Source organism: Bartonella sp. MR63HLJHH, from assembly GCF_042194155.1.
GTDB classification, from domain to species: Bacteria; Pseudomonadota; Alphaproteobacteria; order Rhizobiales; family Rhizobiaceae; genus Bartonella; species Bartonella grahamii.
The window spans coordinates 88,269-112,794 of sequence record NZ_JBHIMN010000002.1 but is presented as its reverse complement, the minus strand read 5'-3'; the positions used below and the strand labels follow the sequence as shown (position 1 = coordinate 112,794).

The window sequence follows — 24,526 nt, the reverse complement described above, 5'->3', positions numbered from 1 at the left end:
TGCGTTGGTATGATCATTTTCTTATGTTAGCAAAGTTGTTGACTTACGCGTTTGTTAAAAATCTCTCTTCATGCCCCTAAATTCATTTCATGAAAGCGTTGGTGAAGAGTGTGTAAAAATTTTCTATGAGACGTGAAAAATCATCAATAAAATCTCCGTGTTTTCAAAAAATAACGAATGGCTTTTTATATTTTTAAAAAAAGATTTAACACGTCTCATGTTTTTTATTTATTTTAGAGCTGAATATTCGATTTTTGTGTAAAAATATTTGCCAATGCATCCACGATACGTGAAAAATCAAGCGCTAATAAGAAAATGATGAATATAATCCACTTCGTATAGCGTGACATTATTTTTACACTTTTATAAGTCGTGATGATTTCTTGTAGGATTTCTTTTTCCTGTTCTGTCAGCTCTGTTTGTTTTTCTGTTTTTTTTCTAGCCATGTTTCCACCCACACAAGCCTTCCCCTTGTTTGTTATGCTTTAAAATATCTCTTGCGAGATTTGAGCTGATGATATTGAGATCTTTTTTGTCTAAATAAATGGGCATCCAACCAACGCAAGAAAAAGGTTCATTTATTGTTTTTATCGCGCAACCAGTGAGTAAGAGCAGCGCGTACATCAGGATCACTTTTTTGATTAATTTCATTTTCCACCTCTAGCCGTGTTGTTGATGACTTTAGTGTTTTTTCTATTTGCTTTTGTTGTTCAATCTTTTTTCCAAGAGTGAAAACTTTTGCTAAAGCGATAAAAAAAGCGGTCAGAGCCGCTCCTGTTATCATCAGATTTTTTTTCATCCCCCACATTATAAGCGCTGCTCCCGAAACCGTTTTGCCACAAAGAAGATGCCAGCACAGGCGGCTAAAACCATAATGGTTGCCAATGCCCATTGGATGGGACCATTGCCTGCCAATAAGCCTCCAAGTCCAGAAAAAGAACCAATAATCGGTGTAAGCGCTTCTGCTTTGAAAAATCCCATTGGTGCTTGCGTTTCTACGGTTTGGTAGTTAGGAGAAACATAAGCACCTTTTGCCCATAGTCCTGCTTCGGCTGCACGACGGTGCACTAAACCGTGAAGACGTTTTCCTCCTGCTTTGGTCCACTTTTGTAATTCAGCAGGGACGGCTTCATATTCGCCGTTATTGAGTTTTTTGAGCAGGGTCGAATTACAAAAAGCCGAAGCTCCTATATTATAGCAAAACGATACGAGCGCGGCGAATTGTTCATCCGTTAAGGAAACCGTCACATTTGTTTCAACAGTATTTTCAAATTGTCTTAAATCTTGAGAAAGAACTTCTTCTGCTTGTTTTTCAGTAATGATCATGCCCTTGTGAACGAACGGTTTTCCAGCAGCGCTGGTATGTCCATAGCCAATTGTCCATACCCCGATGGCATCTTTATAGGCGTTCAAACGCAATCCTTCCCATTGTTTAATGAGTGCAAGCCCTGCTGATGATATTTTTCTCATTTGCTTCTCCATAAAATAAAGCCTCACGTTAACGTGAGGCTGGTCGACATATTAAAAATGAAATTTTTCACTCTTCAAAAACAGAAGAGACGTTAAACTTCAATAAAATCAAAAGGTTAGTTGTAGCATCTTAAGGGATGGGATAATAGTTGGCCAAGTGGGATAATGGTTTGGCTGGTGTTTTCCGTTGAGAGATGTTGTTGGTTTTGAGACTTGGTGCTGGTTTGTTGATAAGGTCTTATTGGTGCCGGTTTTGTTGGTGCTGGTGAGGTTGGCGATTGTGTTGATGTACGCAATGGCATTACGGCGGCATTACGGTTGTGTTAGCGGTGGCATGAGAGGTGTGGTTGGAGGGGGTGCACAATGATTTGTGTTAGCATTGGTGTTGGTGATTGCGGTTGTTTTGGCAGGGGTTGTGAGGGGGAGAGATGGGGAGAGCGGATGGTGTTGATTGTGAGGGATAAGAGAGCGGCTGTTTGCGGTTGTTTTGGCAAGTGGTACTGATGTGGAGGCGCTTGAGATAAAAGCGGACACTCTTAGAAAAAAGCTACAGGAGGAGGTGGGTGCTTTTATTTAACATCTAAAACCATAAAATATTCTATGCATTCAGCCTTCTGTCTATTCAAATATGGAGAAGAGCTTTGGACTTTTGATAAAATTTTAAAATCGACTGATTTTGATAGAACAGTCCTGTTTTGCCTTTTGTCTTTAAGAGGTCACGTTGCTTGTTGTTTGCATCTTTACCTGCTTACAAAGGGACAAGAAGATTTGCTAACAGCAATTTGCACCTCACCGTCAAGCAGCAGAGCCTCGTTCTTTATGGGTATGGAAAAAACCTCAATTACATCATCAAAGATTTGTATTCAGTGAGCCTTTTTTGGTGGGAGGAAACGGAAACAGTTTTTCCTTCTGTTGTTCTTAAGTTTTTTTCAAATCTCTCTCTCAGAGTTTCACCTTTTTTGTTTACTGTTTCATGTTCAGCATCCGGATTGGTTTTTAAATATTGTTCTAGACGTTTTCTTCCTTGCGCATGTTTGTATAAACTGATGGGAAGATAGGAATCTAACTTTTCAGCAGATAAAGATGAATTGGGTTCACATAATACACCCTTAACATTATCTTTGTGCAATCTTGCTAATTTATCAGATTCAAGATGAAGCTTTTTGGCGAGGCTTAAGCTGAACATCCCACATTCAGAAGAGCTTCGCTGAATATCCATTTCTGCCGTGGTAAAAGAATAAGGAGGCAGTTGAAGACATTGAAGGGTTTGATTTATTTTTATCCCTAGTTTGCAAGCAGTGATATTCTGAAATGTTGTAGGTTCAAGCATAATCAAAGAGATTTTGTCATCAACTTTTTGATAATCAAGGACTGCAAAGTGGATTTTGCTTCCCGAATTTACTATAAATCGAGCAGATTTTGCGTCGCTCTCAACCACTTCCTTTAGTGCGTGCGAAAACTCTTCTGCTGTAAGAGCCAATTTGAGATTCATTTCTGGATATTTGCTGTTTGCTTTTTCTACGAGAGCCGGCATCAATCTAATATCTATATTTTCATAGTAAGAGTTAATCCAACGGCCGGTGACGAGATCATCCTCTAAGTCTGTAATAATAGCTTTCAACTTTTCCTGACTCAAGGTGCTCTCTTCTTTTTGAGGAGCGTTGAGTTGTTCTAAACGGGCAATAAGGCTTTCTAAGGATTCATTTTCGATGTTACTTTCTGCTATTTGTGAGGCATGAGCGGCAGTATCTTTTGAATCTTGTGGCTTCATAATATGAACCTCCGTGGTTATAATTGGGAGGCAATATTATTTTCTTATATTTTGACCAAATAATGTTTTGAAAAAGAACCTTTATCTCTTGAAGATTAAGGAAAAAATCATTTTTCGGCTGCTTTATAAGAAAGTGCGGGCAGGTCTTTTCAAAACTTGCGTGTTTTATGTTTGTTCAAAGTCTTAAAATACGGGCTTTAAAATGGGCTGCTTTTAATAGAATACTATTGTTTTGCTTTTTGTTTGAAGAGGTAATTGCTCACTTTTTGCATTGTTACTTCTTTCAAAGGGAAAAGAAGATTGGCTGACAGCAAGCTATACCTCACTGTCAAGCAACAGAGCTTTACTCTTTATGGATATGAAAAAAGTCGCAATTACATCATCAGAGATTTGTATTCCGTCGCTCTTTTTCTATGTTGTGAAACAGAAACAGTTTTTCCTTCTGCTGAACTTAAGCTTCTTTCAAATCTCTCGGTTAGAGTTTCGCCTTTTTTGTTTACTTCTTCATGTGCTGCTTGTGGATTGGCTTTTAGATATTCCCCAAGACGTCTTCTCCCTTGTGTGTGTTTATAAAAAGTGGTTGGAAGATATGTATCTAACTTTTCAGCAGATAAAGGCGTATCTGGTTCACATAACACACCCTTAATATTATCTTTGTGCAGTCGTTCTAATTTTTGAGCTTCGGAATAAAGCTTTTTGGCGAGGCTTAAGCTGAACATTCCACATTCAGAGGAACTACGTTGAATGTCCATTTCTGCCATGGCAAAAGAACAATTAGACAATTCATGCGCTTTAATGGCCAGTTGTGTCCTTAATGCTAGCACCGCTGATCTCATATTGTTAAGTGTTGTAGGTTCAAAAAATATCACGGACGTTTTGTCATCGATGGTTTGATGATCAATCACTGAAAAATGAATTCCTCTATCCTTTGTGTGAATGATAAATCTAGAAGATTGAATGCCGTTTTCGATGGCTTCTTTTAGTGCAAGGGCAAAGTCGTGAGATGATGCTACCAATTGAAGACGCATTTCAGGATATTTACGATTTGCTTGTTCTACCAAGGCTGGCATCAGTGTAAGATCTATGCTTGCATAATCAGCTGTGAACCAACGGCCAGTTGAGATGTCATCTTCTAAACGGGCAATGATATTTTTTAATTCCTCATGACTGAATGGGATATTTCTTTCTTTTTCGCTGCTGGGTTGTTCTGAATGTGCAGCAAGATTGTCTAATGATGCATTTGCCATTCCTAGTGTTTGTGAGGAATGAGGGAGAGAAGAATCTTGTGGCTTCATGATATTAGCCTCCATATTAATAATCAATGGACGGCATTATTTTCTTCAATTTTGGCTAAACAATGTTTTGAAAGAGAGCCTTTGCATTTTGAAAGATGAGGCGATGAGAGCATATTGTTGCCGTTTTCATATTATTATTCGTATATTGCTCATCATTTCTGAGATGTATTGCATCGATATTTTTATTGGGGTATTTTGTTAGAGCGTTTTATTGGGAGCCCTTATTGGATACTGCTTGTTTTGAAAATCTCAAAATTATAGGGCTGTTGGTGATGCAAATTGGATGATGCAGAAGAAAAACAGTCAGAGAAAGACGAAAGATACCTTCAAACAGGAGACTTCTGAAGATTGTCGCGAAACACACTGTTTGATAACAGTCTATAATAACTCAAACATCTGATGATGAAATCTGGGCACAAAAAACCCGTTACCGCACCTGTCATTAAATACGATTTTTCATATTCTGTCAACAGCAAAACGATTATTTTTTCCTTTTTTATTGTGGCAAAAAATCTACAGAAAAAAGCTCATTCATTAGCTATGCAGCAAAATATGTTGTTTTAATGGGAAAGTTTTTGATGCGGCAAAAAACATTTTCTCCTTTGAGAAAGGAGGGGGCAAGATGAAGGGAGAGGAGAGAATTGTGGTTTTGAAATCCGTGGTATTTTATTAATGGAATTAGGAAGGCGGTGGTTGGCAGGTGTTGCGGGGGTAAAGCGGTAGGTGTTGGCGATTGGGGCTGTGCTGTCTGTCATATTAGCGGTGGCGTGATGAGTGGATGGTTACCGGTACAGTTGTTGATGAGGGAGGAGATTGTTGGTGGGGGCTTTTTCTTTCGTTTAAGGGATGATGCTTTTAATTTTGTAAAAAAATCAATGGGGTGTCTTAATGATGAGCTATTGATTTATAATGATGTTTTAGTCGTTATTGATCTTGAATGAGAAATCCAGATTATGCTGCAGTCAAAGCCATGTCTCTTGTTCGTCATAAGATCAGGAAAGCCGTATAGAATTGTACAAGAAAAGACGCACAATGACTATAATGAATTGTCTCAAGAGCTAAGGGGATGTCGCGATATTGGGGGAAAAGTGGATGATGAGGGCGGTTTGTTACAATGGGAGGTGATGGGGAGGGGGGGATGGGGAGAGTGTTGCTGTTTGGAGAGGGGACAATATTTATCTTGCCTATGTCGTGAAATATGCTGTGAATTATTGTCCTTTGAGGCATGGGTAGATATATAGTTGAGGTATGGTGATAAGTCTCTTTGACAGGTTGAAGCGTTTTTTAAAGGGCGTGGTGGATATTTTAAAGCTTGTTTGTTGCGTGCTTTAAGCTCGTCAATCCCATGAATTTCTATGAAAGGCAAGTCCAGTGGATTTCAAGTGTAATTTGCCAAGAAGGATTGTCTCTTTACAACGGAGCTGGTTACAAAGAGGCATGTTACAAAGGGGGTTTTGGAATCTTTATCCTGTGAGGGAGAGGAAACGATGGGTGTTTTTAGCCAATGCTCTTTTTGCTAGAATAGTCAAGATGTTTATAAAGGGCATCAAGAATAATACGCAACGAACCAACAAGAGTAGGCAGCGGTTGATCTTCTATAACAAGATATTGTAATGCTGCATGAAAGTTGTGTTGACGATGCAAATATTGTGCTTCTTTAATCGCTTCTTGCATATCTTCATAGTGTTTCGTCGCTCTTTGAACCCATTGCTTTTTTGTTGTCTCATCTGATGCGCTGTGCGTAAAACCATCGTAATAGCCATTTGGTAAGCCTTTTGCACATAAATAGTCGTTTCTGATTTGCAAGTATCGTTGCGCCGTATCATATTGCTCTTTACTGATGCCTGATGAATCCCCTTTATAGCCAAGCAAACAAAGACGCCCAATATAGGTCCCGACAAGCGGATTTTTCGCTTCTTCAAGGCTTAACCCAAAGTGTTTTGCACGCATTTCAATCGCAGATTGAAGCGCAGATTCGCTGGGGCTTTGGGCACGTGAAATACGGCCATTGGGCTCTCTGAGTTTGTCTGTTATTCTCGGTCTACCGCGTTTTTTACGTATTTTCATGAACTTAACCATTTAAATGAAAAATAAACTGTCTGTTGATGGGGGACAGTGATGTAAAAAGCACTTTGAGCAAATACTGGGGGGGGGAGCAAATACTGGGTGGGCAAATACTGGGGGAATATGAGCTGTTGCAGATCAAAGGAGAAACGGATACTAAAGGCGTCTTTCAGCACAAAGAACAGCAACGGGGTGGGGCGAAAAAATCATCTTTAAGGTGTTTCTTGCCATTTTTATCTTACCCCTATCAGTCTTATTTCTCGCCCCTATCATGCTTATTTTTTCATGGATAGTGGCTTATTTGCTTTCTAAAGATTTCTCAACTGCTCTGGAACAGTTGAAAAGAAACTTTTGTCACATGTGAATAAAAAAACAAGAATGATGTTTTATGGGTATGGCGTCGTCTTTCTAATAGGAAGTCTTTTCTAATAGGATTATTGCCTTCTTTCTCATGAGCGCTTTGTGGAAACTTTTCAGTTTCACCTTTGAAAAGTCATTGTTTTTATTATTCGTGGATTTTTATCATGCGTTGAGCTTTGTTTTTGGGAGGCATATTGGGTTTTCTTATTGGGCGCTGTACCAAGATGTCTGATGTAGATTAAGCTGTGAAACATATCTTTATCCTTTATAGAGGATTTTATCTTTTTTTTGAGCGGCACAGAGCTTAAAAAAACAAACTTTTCAATGTCCTTATAATAGCATAAGATCCTTATCTTTTCAAGTAAAATATGGTTCATCAGTTCAAAATAACAAAATAAACTGTGGAGGGTCAAGCAATTTAGAGTTATCGTTTATGGAGGATATTTTTTGTTTTTGTTGTTTTAATGGATTTCATCATAAAAAAGGGAGGTGGTCACTTAAAATGATTAAATGACGGGATGCAATATTCAAAGAAGCTTTATAAGCGGCAGGTAACTTGATAAAAGAGGCGTTTATTAAGAGATGCTTTTATAAAGGTGGGGGCTATGAGGTGTAAGACATTTCTTTTTTAATTTTAAAATAGGGACTTTTTTAATCAAAAAAATTTAAAATGAGAATTGAAAAATTTCAAAGCTGCTGTAGGCGCATTTTAGATAATCGGTTGTTTGGTTTGGTCTGTGGGGCGTGCTTATTGCTTCACGCTTTTGTTTATCGCGTTCTTGTTTATCATATTCTGGGGGCACATCTCTTACGTCATACACAATGCCTCAAACGGAATATACTTATTGCGGCATATTCACGCGCTTGTTTTTAAGAGACATCTCTTACATGTGCTCGAGCCCATTTCACGACGGTGGCTTAAGAAGGGTATCATGGTAAAGCTTTCATGATAATATAACTTTATTGAATATCATCATTTTTAGGCTTCATAAAAGCGTAAGCTGGTATCATCGCATACTTTGCCAATCCCAATATGTATTTACAAGCTCTTGGCATTTGAGACGGTTTATAAGAGGCATTTTCATTGTACAATTTCACTCCGTATGGCTCCTCCACTTTTTACGTACAAGCAAATAATTTTGATTGATTCAACAGGGGACAGATTTGAAATGAGAGAATCTTACAGCATTTGGGATGTGTTGATTATCAAGATACAAAGCGCTTGTGAAAATGTTTTTTATCTTGTTATGCCATAAAATACTGTCATTTGAGGAGGGGATGGGAAGGCTTATGAGGCATTACAACATTTGACGCATTAAGTGTTAAAAATTAGGTGCCAATGTTAAGGAAGGACTTTTGTTAAGGAAGGAAGTTGTCCGTAGAGCGCTTTATGCAAGTGGAGCCCATAAAGTGCTCAGCAGGTAGAGTGCACTTAAGAGCAATGGGATTGTTTACAAACTGAGGTGGGTTTTAAAATCTTTATTCTTTGAGGCGAGCAAGGAATATCATCATCCTTTGTTTCATATATACTCGGCTTCATTTAAGCGGTGAAAACACTGTCGTTTATGGTGGGTATGTCAGTTTTCCACATGGGATGTTTTTTAGATTAAATATTTGTTGGATTTTTGTAAAACGGTGTCTTTTAGGGGTATGTGATCGATAAAGGGAGGAAAAGGGGAATTTTGGCTTGTAAGCGCGTCATGTATAAGCGCGTATAGGGACTAAGTGAATAAAATATTTAGAGGGTATTATAGTGCTTGCTTTACTCTGAGAAGAGTGCTAAGCGAATTCACCGCCTTGGTGGCGTGCTATCAAATATTGAAGAGTGGGAATTTTAGAAGTGGGGGGAGTATCCGTATGATCGAAGATAATTCACAACACCAATCTGCCCATAAGGGAAATAAGGCTTTTGTATCGAAGCCAGTGTTGGATCAGTGTGCGGTTTTCAAAAAATGGATGGCTCTCTCAACAGGCGATTATATCATCATTTGTTGTTTGGCTATCCTCTTGTTGGTGCTTTTTTCCGCGACTGTCTATATGAGCCCTTTGGAATTTTTTCACGTTATATCCAAGGAACAGCTCCAAGCACTGGGAAAAATGAAACAAGAAAGTTTTCAGGAAAGTCTTAAACACCCATTCCAAAATCCTATAATTCAGCATGTTCTTGATGCGGGGTGGAATAGTGTTTGGGCTTTTTTATGTCTCTTACCGCAAATGATTTTTGCCGTTCTTTTTGGGTTGTTTCCGCTCTTTTTTGTCTTTAACGCCGTATTTAAACGGGATGTGAAGGAAATGATGCTACAATGGGAAACATTGCCAGAGCAGCAACAGCTAAACAACCAATCTCTTAACAGAAGACAATAGGGGGAAAAGTGACCGCTTCTTTAATCATTGGAATGTTGATTGCCGTAGGGACGGCAATTTTTATTTGTTCTGCAATTTTTATGGTATTCCTTTCTACCGTGGTGACAATCGTTGCACTTTATTATTCGTTGATAAAACGGACAATCTTGTTATTGGTGATGCAGCGAAAATTAAAAAAGGGTGCAGCGCAGAATTTGAGGCATTATCAGGCAGAGGGTAGGGGACAGAATACAGTTCTTGCAACAAAGTTCAGTGCCTTTTCTTTTCAAGAATCTTTGCTTCTCTCAAAAAAAGATTATTTTATGATCTTTTCTATCGCCTTCGTTATGGTTGCACTTTGCACAGGTGTTGTCGTTTTTTCAGCTTTTCTTCCAAAATCTGCGGTTTTTTTGCACAATTACGTGCCTATGATAGTGCTTCACATTATTGATTTTGTCATGCGACTGCTGTTTTGGGTCTGGACATGTATTGTTGTTTCTTTACCTGTCATTTTAATTCTCCATAGTTTCCTTCATTATGGCGTGAAAAAAACAGTAAAGAGATTAGAAACATTTGTTTGAGCAGAGAATAAAAATGATGATTTCACATCAATGCGATAGGGGAAAAAAGTGAGCATTATAATACTACAACATTTGGCTTTTTTAGGGTTCATTATCATTGCCATTTTAATGGTTATGGTTATGGTCAGGCTTCCTTACCTGTTGATCAAATATATCAGGTTATCTTTTAAACTCGCTCAAGACTTGAAAAAGAGTACGACGCAACAAAAACAAGCCATACAACAATTGCGCAATGATTGGGGAGAAATGAAAAGACACAATCTCGCGCTTGAGACACTTGATGCGAAAATGCGCTTTCTTAACTTCAAAGAATCTCTGCCCTTTTCTTCAAAAGAATGTAAAATAATCTTTTTTATCCTTATTCTCTTTTCTGTTTTGCAATCTTCTTTCTCTATCGCAAATTTTGTATGGTGGAAAAATGATAGTGTTGCCTTTATCATGCAGCTGTTGAGCCTTATATGGTTAGGGATTCTTCTCTTTTCTCCGATCATTGGGATGATGTGCATAAAATTAACGAGAAAATTGAACAAAACGCTTCAGCAATTGGAAGAAGCGATAAAACAACGCGATCAGGCAATCCGTATGCAGAATGTGGTAGGGGGACAAAATGACGAGTAGTCTTATAACATTAATAGCCATTTCTTTCCTGTGTTTTACGCTTTTAAATGTTTTAATATGGGTGCCGATTTTTATCATTTATTACCTGTTTATCAAGCGTGCGCGGTTGTATTGCCGCGTGAAAAAGGAACTGAAACGCGTGCTGAATGAACGCGATATTGCCTTAAAACAGATCTCCCAAAAATAAAAAACAGCAGAATGTTTGATAAAAAACAGCTTTCTCTTGTTTGGCAAGACTATAAAAAAATATTCTATATTTCTACGATCATAGTGATAGCTCCAATAGTTATAACTGCTATCGTTAAGCTATGGAGGGGAAAGGGCTTTATTTCTTTTGTCGTATTCAAGCCACTGGTATGGATGCTTGCCTGCGCTTTTTTATTCTTACCGATTGTTTTTATTATGCTTTTTATTGTAACCCGTCAGTTGAAGAAAATGGTGCGGCAATTGGAAGAAGAGGTTGAGCAGAAAAAAGTTCCAGTCATCCTATACGATGTGAATGAGGGAAAAGTGAACGAGGGAAAAAGTGAAGAGAGGCTTTTGTTGCCATAAGCCTTGCTTTTGATTTGTTCATTAAGGTGCATGGGGGACACTTCTCGTTTTATGCTTTTTTATATTTGTGTCGTGTTTTTGAGAAAAATTGAGGCTCTTGCTTGAGTTGGTGCTTTTGCTTGAGTGCTGAGGGGGAAGTGAAGAGGGGCTGCTCTTGGGTTTCACTTGCTGTTTCTGTTCTCTTAAAGAGAGAAAATCTTGTAACTTATTTTCTTTTTTATCAAGCATAAAAATGTGTTTTACCAAGCGATATTGAGAGCGAAAAATCTATACTTAAAGCAAAAGATATTCTGGTATTTGGGGCAGAAAAATCCATTTTCGAGAAACTGAAGAGGCAAGGCGCATAAAGAAGGCGCGCCAAAAGCTCAAGTTTTTAATTAAGACGTTTTCCCCATGGAAAGTGCAACAGTGCTTTTAAAGAGCTTGGGTTGGAGGAGAGAAATTGAAAGAAAAGGGGGACACTTATTTATTTACGAGACTGCGAGGGGCAGTTTCTCTTTCTGGATGAAAAAGGTTTTGTGCAATTTGATTATGGAATTGTGGGAGGTGCTGGTATACATGCTGCAGCTTGCCAAATAATTAATCCTTATTATTTTGGGGCTTTGCCAGATTTATAACTGGACTTTGAAGCAAAGGGGTGGATTTTAAGGCAAAGGGATTGAAAATTTTTGAGGAAAAGGTAAGCGCCCAGTGATTACACCGTGTGCTTGAGGAAGCTTTAGATAAGGGCGATGAATGAGGTTGATCTGGGAACGAGGTTGATTTTGGCAGTGTGCTTGGCTTTCAAAATGGGGGCATCGCCTTGGAAAAAGGAAATAATGATATCTCTCAAGGGACTTCTTCTTTGCTGTGCACCCTTGGGGCTTTGGTATTGAGGGCTGATGTTAACATTTGGCAGCTTTCTCATAAAAGCTTTATGGAAGATGAAAGTTTGGGCTTTGAAAAAAATATCAAAAAAGTCCATTTGGGCGGCTTTTTTGGTGGTTCAAATCGTCATAAAGACAAAGCAATTTCGTTACGATTTTCTTGCACTAGTTTGCTTCTTTTTTGGAAAGCAGCTTATCTTCCTGAAAATAAAAAGAGCACTTAGAATTTTAGAGCCATAGACCTAAATTTGTGCAATAGAAGAAGATATTTTTATGAAAATTTAATCGACGAGAAAAGAGAAGCCTTAAGACAATAGGGGGTACACTGTGAGTGATGAAAACATGATGTTTGAAGGTGATGGAAAAAAATGCAACCCTGATATTGTTTTCATAAAAGATGAGGGATACAAGCGCTTGATATTGATGAACCCTCATTCATTGTGAGGACGAAAGCTTCGGTTCATGAAAATGGCTTAAAAATTGAGACAAATGAGGGATAAAAAATGAGGGGCAATGGAAAAAATGCAATATTGGATGAAGAACCACGGTCGTTTTCGCTTGAAGAAGCGTTTCTGACACGCAAAAATTATAAAGTCATCTTTTGTATTGCTTTCATTATTAGCGCTTTTAAAGTGGCACTCTTTATATTTTTTGAGTGGGATTTGACAGAGTGGTGGAATTATATCCTGTTCATTTTAACATTAATATTGGTTTTTATATCAGTGCTTCTTTTTGTGTTTATTCCTGTTGCCTTTGTGGTCCGTATCATTTTTACGCGTTTGTTGAAAAAAAAGATCGATAAGTTGGATCAAGCAATTTGGCAGCGAAGAAAAACCGCTTCTCAACAAAACAGTGCATGAAGGGAGGGCAGAAAATGAATACAGGCCTTTATATATTCTCATGCGTTGTAGGAGCACTTCTATTCGTGCGATGTTTGAGGTTGATGGAAAAAATGCAACCCTGATATTGTTTTCATAAAAGATGAAGGATACAAGCGCTTGATATTGATGAACCCTCATTCATTGTGAGGACGAAAGCTTCGGTTCATGAAAATGGCTTAAAAATTGAGACAAATGAGGGATAAAAAATGAGGGGCAATGGAAAAAATGCAATATTGGATGAAGAACCACGGTCGTTTTCGCTTGAAGAAGCGTTTTTGACAAGCAAAAATTATAAAGTCATCTTTTGTATTGCTTTCATTGTGGTAACTTTGAGAATGGTTCTCTTCGTACTAATGTGGAGTGAGTGGAAAGGGAATGTCATAGCAGCTCTCTTTTCTATTGGGGAGTTTATATTAGATTTAACTTTTGTGCTCATTCCTGTTGCCTTTGTGGTCCGTATCATCTTTACGCGTTTGTTGAAAAAAAAGATCGATAAGTTGGAGCAAACAATCTGGAAGCGGGTAGCTGCTACGTATCGACAAAAAAGTGAATAAGGGGTGGGGAAAATGATAGATATTAAAATGATAGATATTATTGTTATATTCTCGTGGGGTGCGGGCTTGACGCTTTTCACGCTGCTTTCTGCTGTAGTCATGATGTTTATTTGGGCATTGTATTATTCTACTTTCAAGCGGGTGAGACTGTATTGCCAAGTGACAAAAGAATTAAGACGCGTGCTTGAACAACCTATCGCTTTTGAGCCGTCCAGTGGGGAAATACCGATGATTAAGCCGTTATCTGAAGAAAAAGAGTTTTCTCTTTCTGATGAGGAAATCTTAACGATGGAAAGTGCAACGGCGCTTTTAAAGAGTTTGGGATGGAGGGTGGAAATTGAAGGAAAAGGAGATCATTTGGCCACCTATTATTTACCAGATCGTGAAGTGCAGTTTCTTTATAATGCTGAGAAGGGGTATCCGCAATTTGATCGTGCAATTGTGGTGGGCTCTGGTATCCATGCGGCGGCTTGCCAAACGATAGACCCTTATAATTCTGGAGGCTTGATTGCTCTTGACTTGAGTTTTGATGTGAAGGGGTTGGAAATTTTTGAAGAAAAGGTAAGCGCCAAGCGTTTACGTCGTGCACTCGAGAAAGCTTTAGAAAAGGCAATGACTGAGGTTGATCTTGGCAAGATGCTTCACTCTCAATATCGCATTCTTCCTTGGGAAAACAAAATTGTAGTTCCTCAATTGACTCCTTATTCGCTGCGCTATCTTGCAGCTCTGGCTTTGATGGGCGATGTTGAAACCTTACACGCTTATCACAAAAGCTTTCTGGAAGGTGAGAGACTGGGCTTTGAAACAAGCATCGAAGAGGAGCATCTGGAACGCGCGATGATAATCGCTAAGGCGGTAGAAAAAACAAAGCAATCCAGTTACGATTTACTTAAACATGCGGCAAAGGATTTTTCCATGGAGGTGGAGAGCTATGAATATTTTAGAGCCACAGATCCCAGTTTGTGCAATAGAAGAAGAGATTCTTATGAAAAATTGATCGAGGAAAAAAGAGAAGAATTAAGACAACAGGGATATTTCGTTTACGAAAAGGACGCGATTTGTAAGGTTGATGGAAAAAACTATCGTCCCGATATTCTTTACATAAAGGATGGGGAGTTAGAATATATGGATGTAGAAATTAGGATTGATGAAAAAATTTATTGAGAAAAATAAAGAGTTTAGATAAATTAAAAAGAGCTTAAACCTAAAAATAATGCGTAAAACACGCGAAGTGTAAAAGCAGAGGGGAACAATGCAGGAGAAAAAAGCAACATTTGAAGTGTCTTTCTTTTTATTCAAAAAATTTACGGTGTCTTCAGTGGAAAGGCGTAAAGGGGTGGGGAGTTGTGAAATAATAGGGCGCTGCTTTTTCACTATGTTTTGCACATGTCTTATCATGATGGCTTTAGAAGTTCCTGCTGGTGCAAAATCTCTGGTACAGCCGTTGCAATGGATAAAATGGGAAGGAATTGGTTATCTTATTTTTCTCTTACCGGTGTTGATTTGGTTTTGTCTTCTCACTCCTCTTCCGATCCTTTGGGGGGTTGATCGTTTTAAAGAGCGCAGATTGGAAAAAATAAAGAAAAAACTAAAAGAAAAAATAAAGCAGCAAGAGATTAATCAATGAGACTATAGCTATGCAGGGTGAGATCGCGCTTTTTATTTTGTTTCTGCCGTTTGGATATTTTCTTCTAAATGCAGTTACAGTTTTTGCCATTTTCGTGAATATGATTATTGTGGCGCCTTATTATTCTTTAATCAAGCGTTTGAGGCTCTATTACAGAGTGAAAAAACAAAGACGTTTGATGAAAGAACATCCACAGCGTTTTGGTTTCTTTGAAAAAAGCGGAAAAGAGAAAGAGAGAGTGCAGCAAAACTTAGAACTAGAAACACAGATAAGTTCCCATTCGTTAAAAAAATGGCTCGCTTTTTCACGCAAAGATTATATCCTCCACGCATGCCTCTCTTTCATCATTATGTTTTTCAAAGCTTATGTCTATGTGATTTACTGTAAAGGGATAGCTATAGCTGCTGAGATAGATGAGAGCAGATTTGAATATATTGCCATTCTCTCGTTTTTCTGGTTTTTTTTATCTGTATCTATTTTTGCAACGATCCCTGTTATTGTGATCCTTCGTGAAATTTTAACTTCTCGGTTGAAAAAGAAAATTCAGCAATTGGAAGAAGTGATTGAAGCAACCCAATAAATCAATTTATACCACACAAATCAATTTATAAAGAGAAGGGGATAAAATGCATTACGAAATGGCGGCAGCTTGGACGGTGGTTTTGATCATTCTGCTGGGGGGTGTTTTTGATTTTTTCTTAACAATACCCATTGTGGCACTGTATATTTCTTTTATAAAGCGTTTGATATCGTATTACAAGGTTACGCGGCAATTAAATGCAGCGCTGAAAAAGCGCATGTAGTGCTCATGTCATGGGGGGAGGTATGAGTTTTAGATCATCCCATTGCTTCACGGCTTGGGAGGAGGGCATGGATTATTTTTCTCATTTTACGCTGATCTCTGTTTGAAAAGGGCTGATGCCAATTAATAGGCTTGTAATAGGCTTCAATGGGGTTGTTTATCGGAGGTTTGCTTGTTTTCTGTGAATTTGCAAAATCGTAAAAACGTGGAACTGTAAAGTCTAGGATGTGTGGTTGGTTAAGGGCCGTGAGGGTTGTGGGGCGGTTGAGGAGAAGAGGGGGGCAATGAAGGCGTAAAGGTTGGATTGTGAAATGCGTCATTGGAATAAGGTCATTGGAATAAGGGAGTTTGGTGAAAAGGGCTGATGCCAATTAATAGGCTGGTGATAGGCTTCAATGGGGTTGTTTATCGGAGGTTTGCTTGTTTTCTGTGAATTTGCAAAATCGTAAAAACGTGGAACTGTAAAGTCTAGGATGTGTGGTTGATTAAGGGCCGTGAGGGTTGTGGGGCGGTTGAGGAGAAGAGGGTACCAATGGAGGCGTAAAGGTTGGATTGTGAAATGCGTCATTGGAATGGGGGAGTTTGGTGAAAAGGGCTGATGCCAATTAATAGGCTTTGGCTGTTTATCGGAAGGTTTCTTTTTTTCTGTGAATTTGCAAAATCGTAAAAACGTGAAACTGTAATGGCTAGGATTTGTGGTTGATCAAGAGCCGTGAGGGTTGTGGGGCGGTTGAGGAGAAGAGGGTGCCAATGGAGGCGTAAAGGTTGGATTGTGAAATGCGTTAAATTTGAGAGAAGGTTTTCGTATCTTTGGTATATCTTGTATATGATCAGTGGGTTTTATTTATAAGGCTTTAAATTTAGCTCAATCCACCACTTGTTTTTTGAGTTTAATGGCTTGAAAGTTGACGGTTTTTTATTTTACGTTTTCTTATTTGCTGTCGTAAAAATGAATTTAAAGCAGGTGTGCGTGCTAATTGTGTTTTCTTATCGGTTTTTTTTCGGTTTATTGCGATACTTTTTTATTATGCTTAGCATTGAGGGTGCTTTTTGTATGCTGGCTGTAAGGGTGTCTAATTTTCATTCGGTTCTGATATGGTGTTTGTTATAATATATCATCCCATGACGTCATAAAATTCTGTTTTGATATAAGCTTTCTTGGTACGTTTAAGTGTTGTTTTAAGGAGCGCGTTGAAATTTCTTTAAAAAAGCTTGTCGAGTATGAGTATTACGGGAAGACTATGAGCGGGAAGTCAAGTCGAACCTGCTAAAATTTGGACTGTTGAAAGAGAAGTTTTTCGTGGGAACCTTACGTCCCGTAGAAATCGTTGTTCTTTGAGGTGTGGGGAGAAAGGTCAGCTTTAAAATAGACAAAAAATTCTAAACACAATTTGCTGTTTTAAGTTTTATGCCATGACGCCTTATAACATAACGCCCCATAAGATTATGCTGTCTAAGTCCCGTGAGAAGGGGATAAGCCCGTGTGAAGATCATAAACTGTCAGAGGGGGATAAGCCCGTGTGAGAAGGGTAAAAACGTTTGGTTTTGGGGCTGTTGATATAAGGATGCTGTTTGAGAGGCGCAGGGAGGGGGATTGTTCGTTCGCAAAGCCTATGATGTAAAGAGTATGGGGGGACTCAAGAGGATGTTCGGGTATGGATAGAGATTGAAGGGGCACGGCTTCTTTGAAAAGCATAGGTATTGATCATAAGTTTTGTTTATTCATATGATTTTTTATGGCTTCCAGTATCTGTTGGCTTATCTCCTGATGAGTCAGCCATCGTGAACCTTTTGGGGTTGTTTTTTGTCCTAATTGAATGGGGATGAAATCAACCTTGTTTTTGCGCGCGCACTCGATGACCATTTGATCATGAGTGTTGGAACCAAAAATATGAAGAATACATGGTGGTGTAGGCAAAAGAGCTAACTGCTCAATTAATGCGCAAGAAAATGTATGGGCGGGCGAATGAATCCATAATATGCAATATTTTAGATCATGCCATTGCTTTACAGCTTCTAAAAATTGTGCCTTTGATGTCGCACAATCATAATCCAACGGCACGCACAACTGTTTGTTGTGCAATGCCTCAAGCTGGACTTTATGAGAAAAAAAGCGTGCAGCAATAATCATTTCTTGCGGCTCGAGTGATTGACACAAAGGGGCAAGCATCCCTGTGCCCCCTACCACTAAATAACGATAGTGCGCACCCTTTTTTTTCATCCCCCCTCCCTTTTTGCTTTAAATCACACTTCGGTGCTTTAAAAATGTACACATTTCATCAGCAAGCCTTTCACAACGTGTTTGTATCTCTTCACTGATAACTTTCCAAGTACGACCGTCATCATCTGAGGAAAAATCTTCGGGGGAAGAGGCGATTTGACATTGGAGTGCATAACCATAAAGCGTGCTCACCACCGGCAATAAATGCTCACACGGTTGTGCGCATTTTTGGGCGGTACTCCCATGAGAGATAAGCCCAACAGGTTTATTTAAAAAGGCATTATAAGCTAAATTATCAAGAGCATTCTTTAAAACACCCGAATAAGACCCTTGATAAACGGGGCTTGCTAGAATAACGCCATCAGCCTCTGCAATGGTTTTTACAAACTGGCGAACCGCAGCACTTGGATTAGCCTCAACCTGCTGATGATAATCTGGATCTGTCATCGGTAAGGGCTGTTCACGCAAATCAACCCAATGAAGTGATGCACCCCGCTTCATGAGGCAATCTGCTAAATAACTGGCTAAAGTTCTTGTTAATGAAGGTTGACGCACAGACCCCAAAATAATTGCTATATTCAATAGGATTCTCCTTTATCTTTTCCAGAAAAGCCTATAACGCAAGGCTTAAAAAGAATTGTGAGTGAAATGACGCGTATCATTATGCTGTTTATAAAGAGCAGTTGTGATGATACCGCATAGTTATAGAATCAGTCCATGCTAACAAGATTGTTGACAAAACAACACCTCAAACTTGAAGAGAATGTTAGTGCTTTCATTAATATTAAAACACTTGATCTCAAAAGTAGCGGCTGTCTTATTGTTTTAAAAGCGTTTTTTATGAATATATTCTTAGCTATTGGCTTGCAAGATTCCCAATGAAAAAAGGAAGATATCGCCATATTTTGATTTATAATGATCATTGATCCTTTTTGATTGGAATAAGAGAGTTGTAAGATTTTCTTATTTCAAATGCTTTTATTGCGCGATCATTTGCGTATCAATGGAAGTTCCTTTTTTCATATCTTAAGTGGGGGGCGGAAAACAATTGAGAAAAGAATAAAAATGCTTCTATTTTTATCAAGTTATAAGGGCTATCGTAGAAGCTAGATATGGCTGTTGTAGGAGCAGGGCAGGCTTTGTCGTAGGGGGGAAGCCCCCTTAGGGTAAGGCTATCGTAGAGGCAGCAGCGGGCGGGCGTATGTGAATGGCGCCGGATTACACTTTTTATTGAAACAATGGTGGTGATAGATTTTATCGTAAGGGGATATATTCATGAGGGCGCTATTGTTATTTCCTTCATGGGTGCTGTTCATGAAATGGGGTGGACGCGCGTTGGTTTGGAAGTGTTGAGAGATGCTTCTTTAAAACAAGCACGTGAATTGGCAAAATTGAAGTATTGGCAACATAAATATGCAATACGAGTGTTCTCTGGAGGTGTTCTGTTTGACGACAATGGACGGAATTTTACTTGAGAGATTGTTCGTGTCCTTATAAAAGTCAGGACAAACAGTTGTATAAAAAGGAAGAGCAAATGAAGGGGGAAAATTCCACATTTTATAACAAACTGTGCTCTGTTGTTTTTGGAAAATCATTTCGTTCTTATAAAGACCATATTATCATTTGTCTTATTTCTATCCTTATTGGGATAGGTCATAAAGCTCTTTTGATCCCATTAGAATCCGAGTGGTCGTTGAGTGTATCGCAGGATAGCGCTCTTTTGGCGCTCTTTGTGCTGCGTGAAGTTATCATGGTGTGTGTTGTTGCCTTGATGCCTGTTTTATTGGTGCTTTATCTCATCTTAACGTATTTGTTGAAAAAAAAGATTCAGCAGTTAGAAGAGGCTATCCAGCAACGGGGTCACACAACCGATCAACAAAATAATCCAGTAAAAAAGGATAGAGAAAAAATAAGCAGTTTTTTTATCGCATACCTTTGGTTGATATTTCTGCTGGAAGTCTTTTTTCCTGCGGGTGTTATCATGATCATTTTGGAATTTTATTATTTTGTTTTCAAGCGCGTGAGAACGTATCGTAGAGTAAAACGGGAATTAAAACGCGTAAGAAAAGAGCGCGACAAGGCGCTTGCGTAGCTATCGTGAGGGGGAAGAGGCAATGTTTGGAAGCTCGTGACACAAGAATAGGGGATGAATGGTTGAAGAATCATCAGGCAAAGAGGCTAGCCTATTTTCGTTTGTAATGAGGAGGATGCTCTTCATCATTTGGAAGAGCAATAGCGCTTTTAGAAAGTCGGGTTTTTTTGTTGAAAATAAGGGAAGTGCCATGCATCGCACTTTTAGTGCTTCTTAAAAGAGCGAGCATGAGATAAAAAAATGCGTTTTTCATAAAAAAAAGGAAGAGCAATGAAGGGGAAAAATTCAGCATTTTATAATGGACTGCGCCATTTTTTCGAAAAAAGTGTTTTTTCTGAGCGAGAGTATGTTGTCATTTGTTTCCTCTCCCTCATTATTGAGTTGTGCAACAGGATTGTCTTTCTCTCATCCTTAGGTAGCAAAGAGAACTTGACAGGGTGGCAGGATACACCCCTTTTTCTCTCTCTGTGTGCGTTTTGGCAAGTTATTACAGTGTGTGTTTGGGTCTTGTTCCCAGTTATGTTGATACTCTGCATCATATTGTGGTGTTTGTTGGTAAAAAATACTCGAAAATTGAAAGAAATAAACCAGCAACGGGGTAAAATAACCGATCAAAAGGATCGATATAAAGAAAAAGTGAGGTGGAAAATGGACAATATTCTTGTCGGGATATTTGGTCTCGTGCTTATATTCGTGACATTTTGGGTTGCTTTTATTCCCGTGATGATTTTGGAACTTTATTATGGTGTCTTTAAGCAGGTGAGAACGTATCGCTGTTTAAGAAAAGAACTGAAAAACGTCTTGCAAGAACAGGATACAGCGCTTGAGAAGTCATGAGAGGGAAAAAATAATGAAGAAATTATGAGAGATTCAGCCTTTATAGGGATTGCTCTCTATACCATTTTGCCTCTGATATGTTTTGGTGCTCTTTCATGGGTTGTCCGTAAACATTGCTCTAAGGAGCAGTGCTGAGGATGGCATTGAGGGGAAGAAAAGCCGATTATGGACCATTGTTGATTAAAGGGAATGAGAGCCGTGGGGTTTAGAGCCTAGAGTGAGCGTTTGGGACTTACTTCATCGTTTGAAATGTGAGGAAGGGAACGGTTTTTCTAGCAGGTGATCGCGGTATATGGGGTGTTTTCGTATTTTTAGGTGCCTTGTTCATTCAAGCTTTGAAATGAATCCTATTGAAGTGGGGATGCAGGGTCATTTTCTTGAAAATAGGGGAATTTGTTTGAAAAAAAGCTGAATTGTGACTATCGGTTACAGATTGGCGCGGTTTGAAAATCTTCACTGTTTGAGGTGTGAGGAAGGTAAGGGGGTAGTGTGGTACCACGAATATTATTATTTTTATTATGACGCAAACCATAATGGTCTGTGTACTTTTCTTAATTCCAGTGATATTTGGGTTTTGCATCATCATAATGCGTAAATTGGAAAAAAAGATCTAGAAACGAGAAGAGGCAATCTCTGTGTGATAGCAAATAAGCTCTCTGTCGCACGGGTCTTTTCAAAGAGTGAGAGGGGAATACATGAAGGAGCAAAATTGGGCACCAGAGCAAGAAACGCATAAAAGAGCGCATTCTTTTTCGCTCCAGCAAGCGTTGCTTTCAGCAAAGGATTATAAAATTATCTTTGCTATTGCTGTTATCATTATCATCTGGAGAATGGTTCTAGAAATACCAGATGTATTAAATTGGCAGCTGACAGGGTGGCAATATGTTGTGCATGCCGTTCTCTTTAAAACAACGCTCGTCATAACGGTCTGTGTCATTATTTTTATTCCGGTTATGTTACGGCTTCGCACTAAAGTGACGGGTGACTTGTACAAAAATATTCAGAAACTAGAAGAAGCAATCTCTGTAGGAGAGCACATAAGCTCTCTGTCGCACGGGCTTTGTAAAGACTGAGAGGGGAAAAATGAACAGTGATCCTATAGCCGTATTTCTATTAGATCCCGAGTTCTGGGTATTTATTGTTATTTGCATGATCATTATCATGCTTGTTTTAGCTCTTTATACCTCTGTCTTCAAACGGATGAAAATGAATTTCCAAGTGAAAGGCGAGCTGGAAAGAGTGCTTAAAGAAAATGATCTTGCAACGCAGCAGTTTTGGAAAGATGAAGCCGTGGTGCAGGAGAGGCGTTTGCAACTAAAGGAAAAAGAGTTCTCTGCCGATTATGATGATGATGAAATTCTCACGATAGAAAGTGCAACAGGGCTTTTAAAAAGCTTGGGATGGTCGGTGGAAATCGAGGGAAAGGGAGATTATTTGGCAACCCTCTTTTTACCAGATCGCGAAGTGCAGTTTCTTTATAACGAGCAACGAGTGGAAGAATTTTCGCCTTTTGATCGCGGACTTTTAATTATGAGTGGTATTTTTGCTGCGGCTTGTCAGACGATTAATCCTCATAATTCTGGGGTTGTGCCAACGGTATTTATGAATTTTGTGCCTAATGGATTGGAAATTTTTGAAGAAAAAGTGAGCGCCAAGCGTTTAAAGAAAGCACTCGATAAAACTTTAAAATGGACAATGGAAAGTGATTCTTTGCATGGAATGTTTCGCTCTCAATATAGTCTTCCTCCTTGGGAAAAAGACTCTTTATCTTGGGCACCGGATGATGACATAGAGCTCGCACCTTATGCTTTGCTACATCTTGCTGCTCTTGCCTTGTTGGGCGATGTTGAGACTTTAGCTTCTTATGATGAAAGTTTTACGGCAGGGGAAAAGCTTGGCTTTGATGAAACCATTGAAAAAGTCCATTTGGAACGCGCTTTAATGATCGCTCAAGAAGTGAAAAGGGAAGGAAAGTTCAGTTACGATCTGCTGGAACGGGTTGCTGAGAAGTGGTCTATAGCCATGGACTATCAGCTTTTCAGAGTGAGATCCCCTAATACGTGTAATCAAAAACGCGCTTTTCATAAAAAATTAGTCGAGGAGAAAAAACAAGAATTAAGGGAACAAGGATTTGAAGGGGTGAGTGATGAACAGTTCGTGTTTGAAGCAGAGGGGGTAAAATATTCTCCTGATATTACTTATATTAAAGATGGTAAAATCGCGTTTATGGATATAAGAATTGATTAGTGTTGTACTCTCCTGTTGAAGAAAAGCACTTTTATTTAAAAGATGTGAAAGCGCTATGATTGAGGCGCTTTCATACCTTTCTTACCAGAGCAAAATAAAGTGCTCGAAAAATCAAGAATAATAGCCAAGATTTTAAAAAAATAGACTGAAAATGGCTTGATCCTCAAGAATAGGGAAGAAAAATCGATTATAAATTCTTCTATCTTCTTAAAGGCGGTCTCTTTTTTGTTAGAAAATGCTCATAAATTATCGCTTATTCAAGCGGTATGAGGGAAGTCTATTAACTAAAGTGGTATGAGAGGGGGGAGCTTAGGGGGAGAGCCTTCATTATTTGAGATGTGGGACAAGTAAAAAATGTCATTTTTGAAGGCGGTGATATTTAGCCAATAAAAATAAAAACACAACAAAAATTAAATTAAAACATCGGAAAAATTAAACTAAAAAAGGCCCCATTTTAAAAGGGCCTTTTTATTTAAATTTTACAATATACACAAAATGTATATAACCTTATTTTAAGAAATTTTTGTATCTTATACTCTAGCGGAAACCAATTGTATAAAATATATAATAATTGATCCTAAAAAACCAGCTATTGCATTCAATAAACTTTTTCCTTTTTCGTATATATCGTTTATTGATGCTTGTTCTGATGCGCTTCTATTATTTACTCTCAGTATATTCAATGTATCCGATGTGTCCCTTACTTGTTTAACAAACTGTAAATTTGTTTTTTCAATAGTATAAGGTGCAACAATAGGAGAGGGTTCTTTATTGACTATACGATCAGATTTTTGAATCGCGAGAGCTAAACCGCTTGTAATTGCCCCCGCTATGAAAAAATATCTGATATTCATAGTTTTTTCTCCTATATTTATTTCTATAAATAAATATCGATATGGATCATACATAAATTCGATTTAAATAACTATAGTAAAAATACAACAGTCATAAAAAAGAATAAAGTTTGTCTATATTTTGACAAAATTTACCCTTAATTGCCTTAAAGAATTCTTTCAGATTCTATTTTATGAGGGTGTAAAAAAGTTTGAAAGCTCTGTAGGGAAGTGGAATCCCATAAGATGGGTGATACAATAGTTGCTAGCAAACTTCTTTTTTGTGCTTTTTAGCAAAGATTCATAAAAATGAGGGTTCATAAGAATGAGATGCGATGAAACTTGAGTAAAACCCCTGAGGGGAATGGTGCACTCTTTTGAGGGCTTGGAGTGCATCCTCTACAGTTTGGATGCTGCTTCATGAGGGTGGGCGGCATCCGTTGAGGGGAAGGATGCACTCTTTTGAGGGCTGGAGTGCATCCTCTACAGTTTGGATGCTGCTTTATCAGGGT

30 protein-coding genes are annotated in these 24,526 nt (G+C 38.6%); 18 read left to right on the top strand and 12 right to left on the bottom strand.

Annotated elements, in window-relative coordinates:
* Nucleotides 1–233: 233 nt before the first annotated feature.
* From ACFIKQ_RS01830 to ACFIKQ_RS01815, 4 genes are read right to left on the bottom strand one after another with little or no spacing between them, the layout of a single operon-like run.
* A complete protein-coding gene (locus ACFIKQ_RS01830) occupies nt 234–446 on the bottom strand; it encodes a hypothetical protein (RefSeq protein ID WP_375635573.1) in 213 nt (70 codons plus the stop codon).
* Nucleotides 439–651, bottom strand: a complete 213-nt coding sequence (locus tag ACFIKQ_RS01825) for a hypothetical protein (protein ID WP_273788509.1) — start codon at nt 649–651, stop codon at nt 439–441. Before ACFIKQ_RS01825 ends, ACFIKQ_RS01830 begins: the two co-directional genes overlap by 8 nt.
* Nucleotides 575–808 (bottom strand): hypothetical protein, encoded by a 234-nt coding sequence (locus ACFIKQ_RS01820; RefSeq protein WP_375652752.1) that lies wholly within the window; start codon nt 806–808, stop codon nt 575–577. Before ACFIKQ_RS01820 ends, ACFIKQ_RS01825 begins: the two co-directional genes overlap by 77 nt.
* Complete coding sequence (locus ACFIKQ_RS01815; protein ID WP_375635574.1) at nt 808–1,470, bottom strand: lysozyme; 663 nt, start codon at nt 1,468–1,470, stop codon at nt 808–810. Before ACFIKQ_RS01815 ends, ACFIKQ_RS01820 begins: the two co-directional genes overlap by 1 nt.
* Nucleotides 1,471–1,657: 187 nt before the next feature.
* Here ACFIKQ_RS01815 and ACFIKQ_RS01810 point away from each other — a divergent pair, with 187 nt between their 5' ends.
* Nucleotides 1,658–1,837 (top strand): hypothetical protein, encoded by a 180-nt coding sequence (locus ACFIKQ_RS01810; RefSeq protein WP_375655723.1) that lies wholly within the window; start codon nt 1,658–1,660, stop codon nt 1,835–1,837.
* A gap of 474 nt (nt 1,838–2,311) precedes the next feature.
* Here the strand turns inward: ACFIKQ_RS01810 and ACFIKQ_RS01805 are convergent, their stop codons facing one another.
* Nucleotides 2,312–3,241 (bottom strand): YopJ/AvrA family T3SS effector serine/threonine acetyltransferase, encoded by a 930-nt coding sequence (locus tag ACFIKQ_RS01805; protein WP_026500412.1) that lies wholly within the window; start codon nt 3,239–3,241, stop codon nt 2,312–2,314.
* Nucleotides 3,242–3,615: 374 nt separating this feature from the next.
* Nucleotides 3,616–4,536: a YopJ/AvrA family T3SS effector serine/threonine acetyltransferase gene (locus ACFIKQ_RS01800; RefSeq protein ID WP_375644489.1), complete on the bottom strand. Its 921-nt coding sequence runs from the start codon at nt 4,534–4,536 to the stop codon at nt 3,616–3,618.
* Nucleotides 4,537–5,225: 689 nt separating this feature from the next.
* On the opposite strand from ACFIKQ_RS01800, the gene ACFIKQ_RS01795 reads away from it, so the two are divergent.
* On the top strand, nt 5,226–5,477 hold the full coding sequence (locus ACFIKQ_RS01795) for a hypothetical protein (RefSeq protein ID WP_375635576.1): 252 nt from the start codon (nt 5,226–5,228) through the stop codon (nt 5,475–5,477).
* Between the two features lie 556 nt (nt 5,478–6,033).
* Here ACFIKQ_RS01795 and ACFIKQ_RS01790 read toward each other — a convergent pair.
* Nucleotides 6,034–6,603, bottom strand: coding sequence for a hypothetical protein (locus tag ACFIKQ_RS01790; RefSeq protein WP_375655721.1), 570 nt, complete (start codon nt 6,601–6,603; stop codon nt 6,034–6,036).
* 2,214 nt (nt 6,604–8,817) lie between these two features.
* On the opposite strand from ACFIKQ_RS01790, the gene ACFIKQ_RS01785 reads away from it, so the two are divergent.
* The 11 genes from ACFIKQ_RS01785 (at nt 8,818) to ACFIKQ_RS01735 (ending at nt 15,785) form a co-directional block, all read left to right on the top strand.
* Nucleotides 8,818–9,324, top strand: a complete 507-nt coding sequence (locus tag ACFIKQ_RS01785) for a hypothetical protein (RefSeq protein WP_375655719.1) — start codon at nt 8,818–8,820, stop codon at nt 9,322–9,324.
* Between the two features lie 8 nt (nt 9,325–9,332).
* Complete coding sequence (locus tag ACFIKQ_RS01780; protein ID WP_375635581.1) at nt 9,333–9,884, top strand: hypothetical protein; 552 nt, start codon at nt 9,333–9,335, stop codon at nt 9,882–9,884.
* 48 nt (nt 9,885–9,932) lie between these two features.
* On the top strand, nt 9,933–10,502 hold the full coding sequence (locus ACFIKQ_RS01775) for a hypothetical protein (protein WP_375652754.1): 570 nt from the start codon (nt 9,933–9,935) through the stop codon (nt 10,500–10,502).
* Nucleotides 10,503–10,700: 198 nt separating this feature from the next.
* On the top strand, nt 10,701–11,054 hold the full coding sequence (locus tag ACFIKQ_RS01770; RefSeq protein ID WP_375652755.1) for a hypothetical protein: 354 nt from the start codon (nt 10,701–10,703) through the stop codon (nt 11,052–11,054).
* Nucleotides 11,055–11,856: 802 nt separating this feature from the next.
* Nucleotides 11,857–12,144 carry a hypothetical protein gene (locus ACFIKQ_RS01765; protein ID WP_375655717.1) on the top strand — a complete coding sequence of 96 codons (288 nt, stop codon included), beginning with the start codon at nt 11,857–11,859 and terminating at the stop codon, nt 12,142–12,144.
* 279 nt (nt 12,145–12,423) lie between these two features.
* Complete coding sequence (locus ACFIKQ_RS01760; protein ID WP_375644495.1) at nt 12,424–12,780, top strand: hypothetical protein; 357 nt, start codon at nt 12,424–12,426, stop codon at nt 12,778–12,780.
* A gap of 227 nt (nt 12,781–13,007) precedes the next feature.
* Nucleotides 13,008–13,355, top strand: a complete 348-nt coding sequence (locus ACFIKQ_RS01755; protein WP_375644496.1) for a hypothetical protein — start codon at nt 13,008–13,010, stop codon at nt 13,353–13,355.
* 12 nt (nt 13,356–13,367) lie between these two features.
* Nucleotides 13,368–14,519, top strand: coding sequence for a DUF6990 domain-containing protein (locus tag ACFIKQ_RS01750; protein ID WP_375644497.1), 1,152 nt, complete (start codon nt 13,368–13,370; stop codon nt 14,517–14,519).
* Between the two features lie 88 nt (nt 14,520–14,607).
* On the top strand, nt 14,608–14,982 hold the full coding sequence (locus tag ACFIKQ_RS01745) for a hypothetical protein (protein WP_375644498.1): 375 nt from the start codon (nt 14,608–14,610) through the stop codon (nt 14,980–14,982).
* Nucleotides 14,983–14,992: 10 nt separating this feature from the next.
* On the top strand, nt 14,993–15,562 hold the full coding sequence (locus ACFIKQ_RS01740) for a hypothetical protein (protein WP_375644499.1): 570 nt from the start codon (nt 14,993–14,995) through the stop codon (nt 15,560–15,562).
* Between the two features lie 46 nt (nt 15,563–15,608).
* The gene (locus ACFIKQ_RS01735; protein WP_375628829.1) at nt 15,609–15,785 is read left to right on the top strand and encodes a hypothetical protein; all 177 of its coding nucleotides are present in this window, start codon (nt 15,609–15,611) and stop codon (nt 15,783–15,785) included.
* A 34-nt stretch (nt 15,786–15,819) separates the two neighbouring features.
* Here the strand turns inward: ACFIKQ_RS01735 and ACFIKQ_RS01730 are convergent, their stop codons facing one another.
* The 4 genes from ACFIKQ_RS01730 to ACFIKQ_RS01715 form a co-directional block, all read right to left on the bottom strand.
* On the bottom strand, nt 15,820–16,104 hold the full coding sequence (locus tag ACFIKQ_RS01730; RefSeq protein ID WP_375644500.1) for a hypothetical protein: 285 nt from the start codon (nt 16,102–16,104) through the stop codon (nt 15,820–15,822).
* Entirely contained in the window at nt 16,101–16,352 is a 252-nt protein-coding gene (locus ACFIKQ_RS01725) for a hypothetical protein (RefSeq protein ID WP_375655715.1), read from the bottom strand. The genes ACFIKQ_RS01730 and ACFIKQ_RS01725 overlap by 4 nt, the downstream gene beginning before the upstream one ends.
* Nucleotides 16,353–17,489: 1,137 nt before the next feature.
* Nucleotides 17,490–18,005, bottom strand: a complete 516-nt coding sequence (locus ACFIKQ_RS01720) for a short-chain dehydrogenase (protein ID WP_375655713.1) — start codon at nt 18,003–18,005, stop codon at nt 17,490–17,492.
* An 18-nt stretch (nt 18,006–18,023) separates the two neighbouring features.
* Nucleotides 18,024–18,587, bottom strand: a complete 564-nt coding sequence (locus ACFIKQ_RS01715; RefSeq protein WP_375644503.1) for an NADPH-dependent FMN reductase — start codon at nt 18,585–18,587, stop codon at nt 18,024–18,026.
* 662 nt (nt 18,588–19,249) lie between these two features.
* Between ACFIKQ_RS01715 and ACFIKQ_RS01710 the strand changes: the two genes are divergently transcribed.
* From ACFIKQ_RS01710 to ACFIKQ_RS01690, 5 genes are all read left to right on the top strand, one after another.
* Nucleotides 19,250–19,480 (top strand): hypothetical protein, encoded by a 231-nt coding sequence (locus ACFIKQ_RS01710; protein ID WP_375635592.1) that lies wholly within the window; start codon nt 19,250–19,252, stop codon nt 19,478–19,480.
* A gap of 59 nt (nt 19,481–19,539) precedes the next feature.
* Nucleotides 19,540–20,097: a hypothetical protein gene (locus ACFIKQ_RS01705; protein ID WP_375655711.1), complete on the top strand. Its 558-nt coding sequence runs from the start codon at nt 19,540–19,542 to the stop codon at nt 20,095–20,097.
* Between the two features lie 552 nt (nt 20,098–20,649).
* A complete protein-coding gene (locus tag ACFIKQ_RS01700) occupies nt 20,650–20,934 on the top strand; it encodes a hypothetical protein (protein WP_375635594.1) in 285 nt (94 codons plus the stop codon).
* A 695-nt stretch (nt 20,935–21,629) separates the two neighbouring features.
* Entirely contained in the window at nt 21,630–22,007 is a 378-nt protein-coding gene (locus tag ACFIKQ_RS01695) for a hypothetical protein (protein WP_375655709.1), read from the top strand.
* A 10-nt stretch (nt 22,008–22,017) separates the two neighbouring features.
* The gene (locus tag ACFIKQ_RS01690; protein ID WP_375652763.1) at nt 22,018–23,181 is read left to right on the top strand and encodes a DUF6990 domain-containing protein; all 1,164 of its coding nucleotides are present in this window, start codon (nt 22,018–22,020) and stop codon (nt 23,179–23,181) included.
* Nucleotides 23,182–23,711: 530 nt separating this feature from the next.
* On the opposite strand, the gene ACFIKQ_RS01685 is transcribed toward ACFIKQ_RS01690, so the two are convergent.
* Complete coding sequence (locus ACFIKQ_RS01685; protein WP_375635597.1) at nt 23,712–24,035, bottom strand: hypothetical protein; 324 nt, start codon at nt 24,033–24,035, stop codon at nt 23,712–23,714.
* Nucleotides 24,036–24,526: the final 491 nt, after the last annotated feature.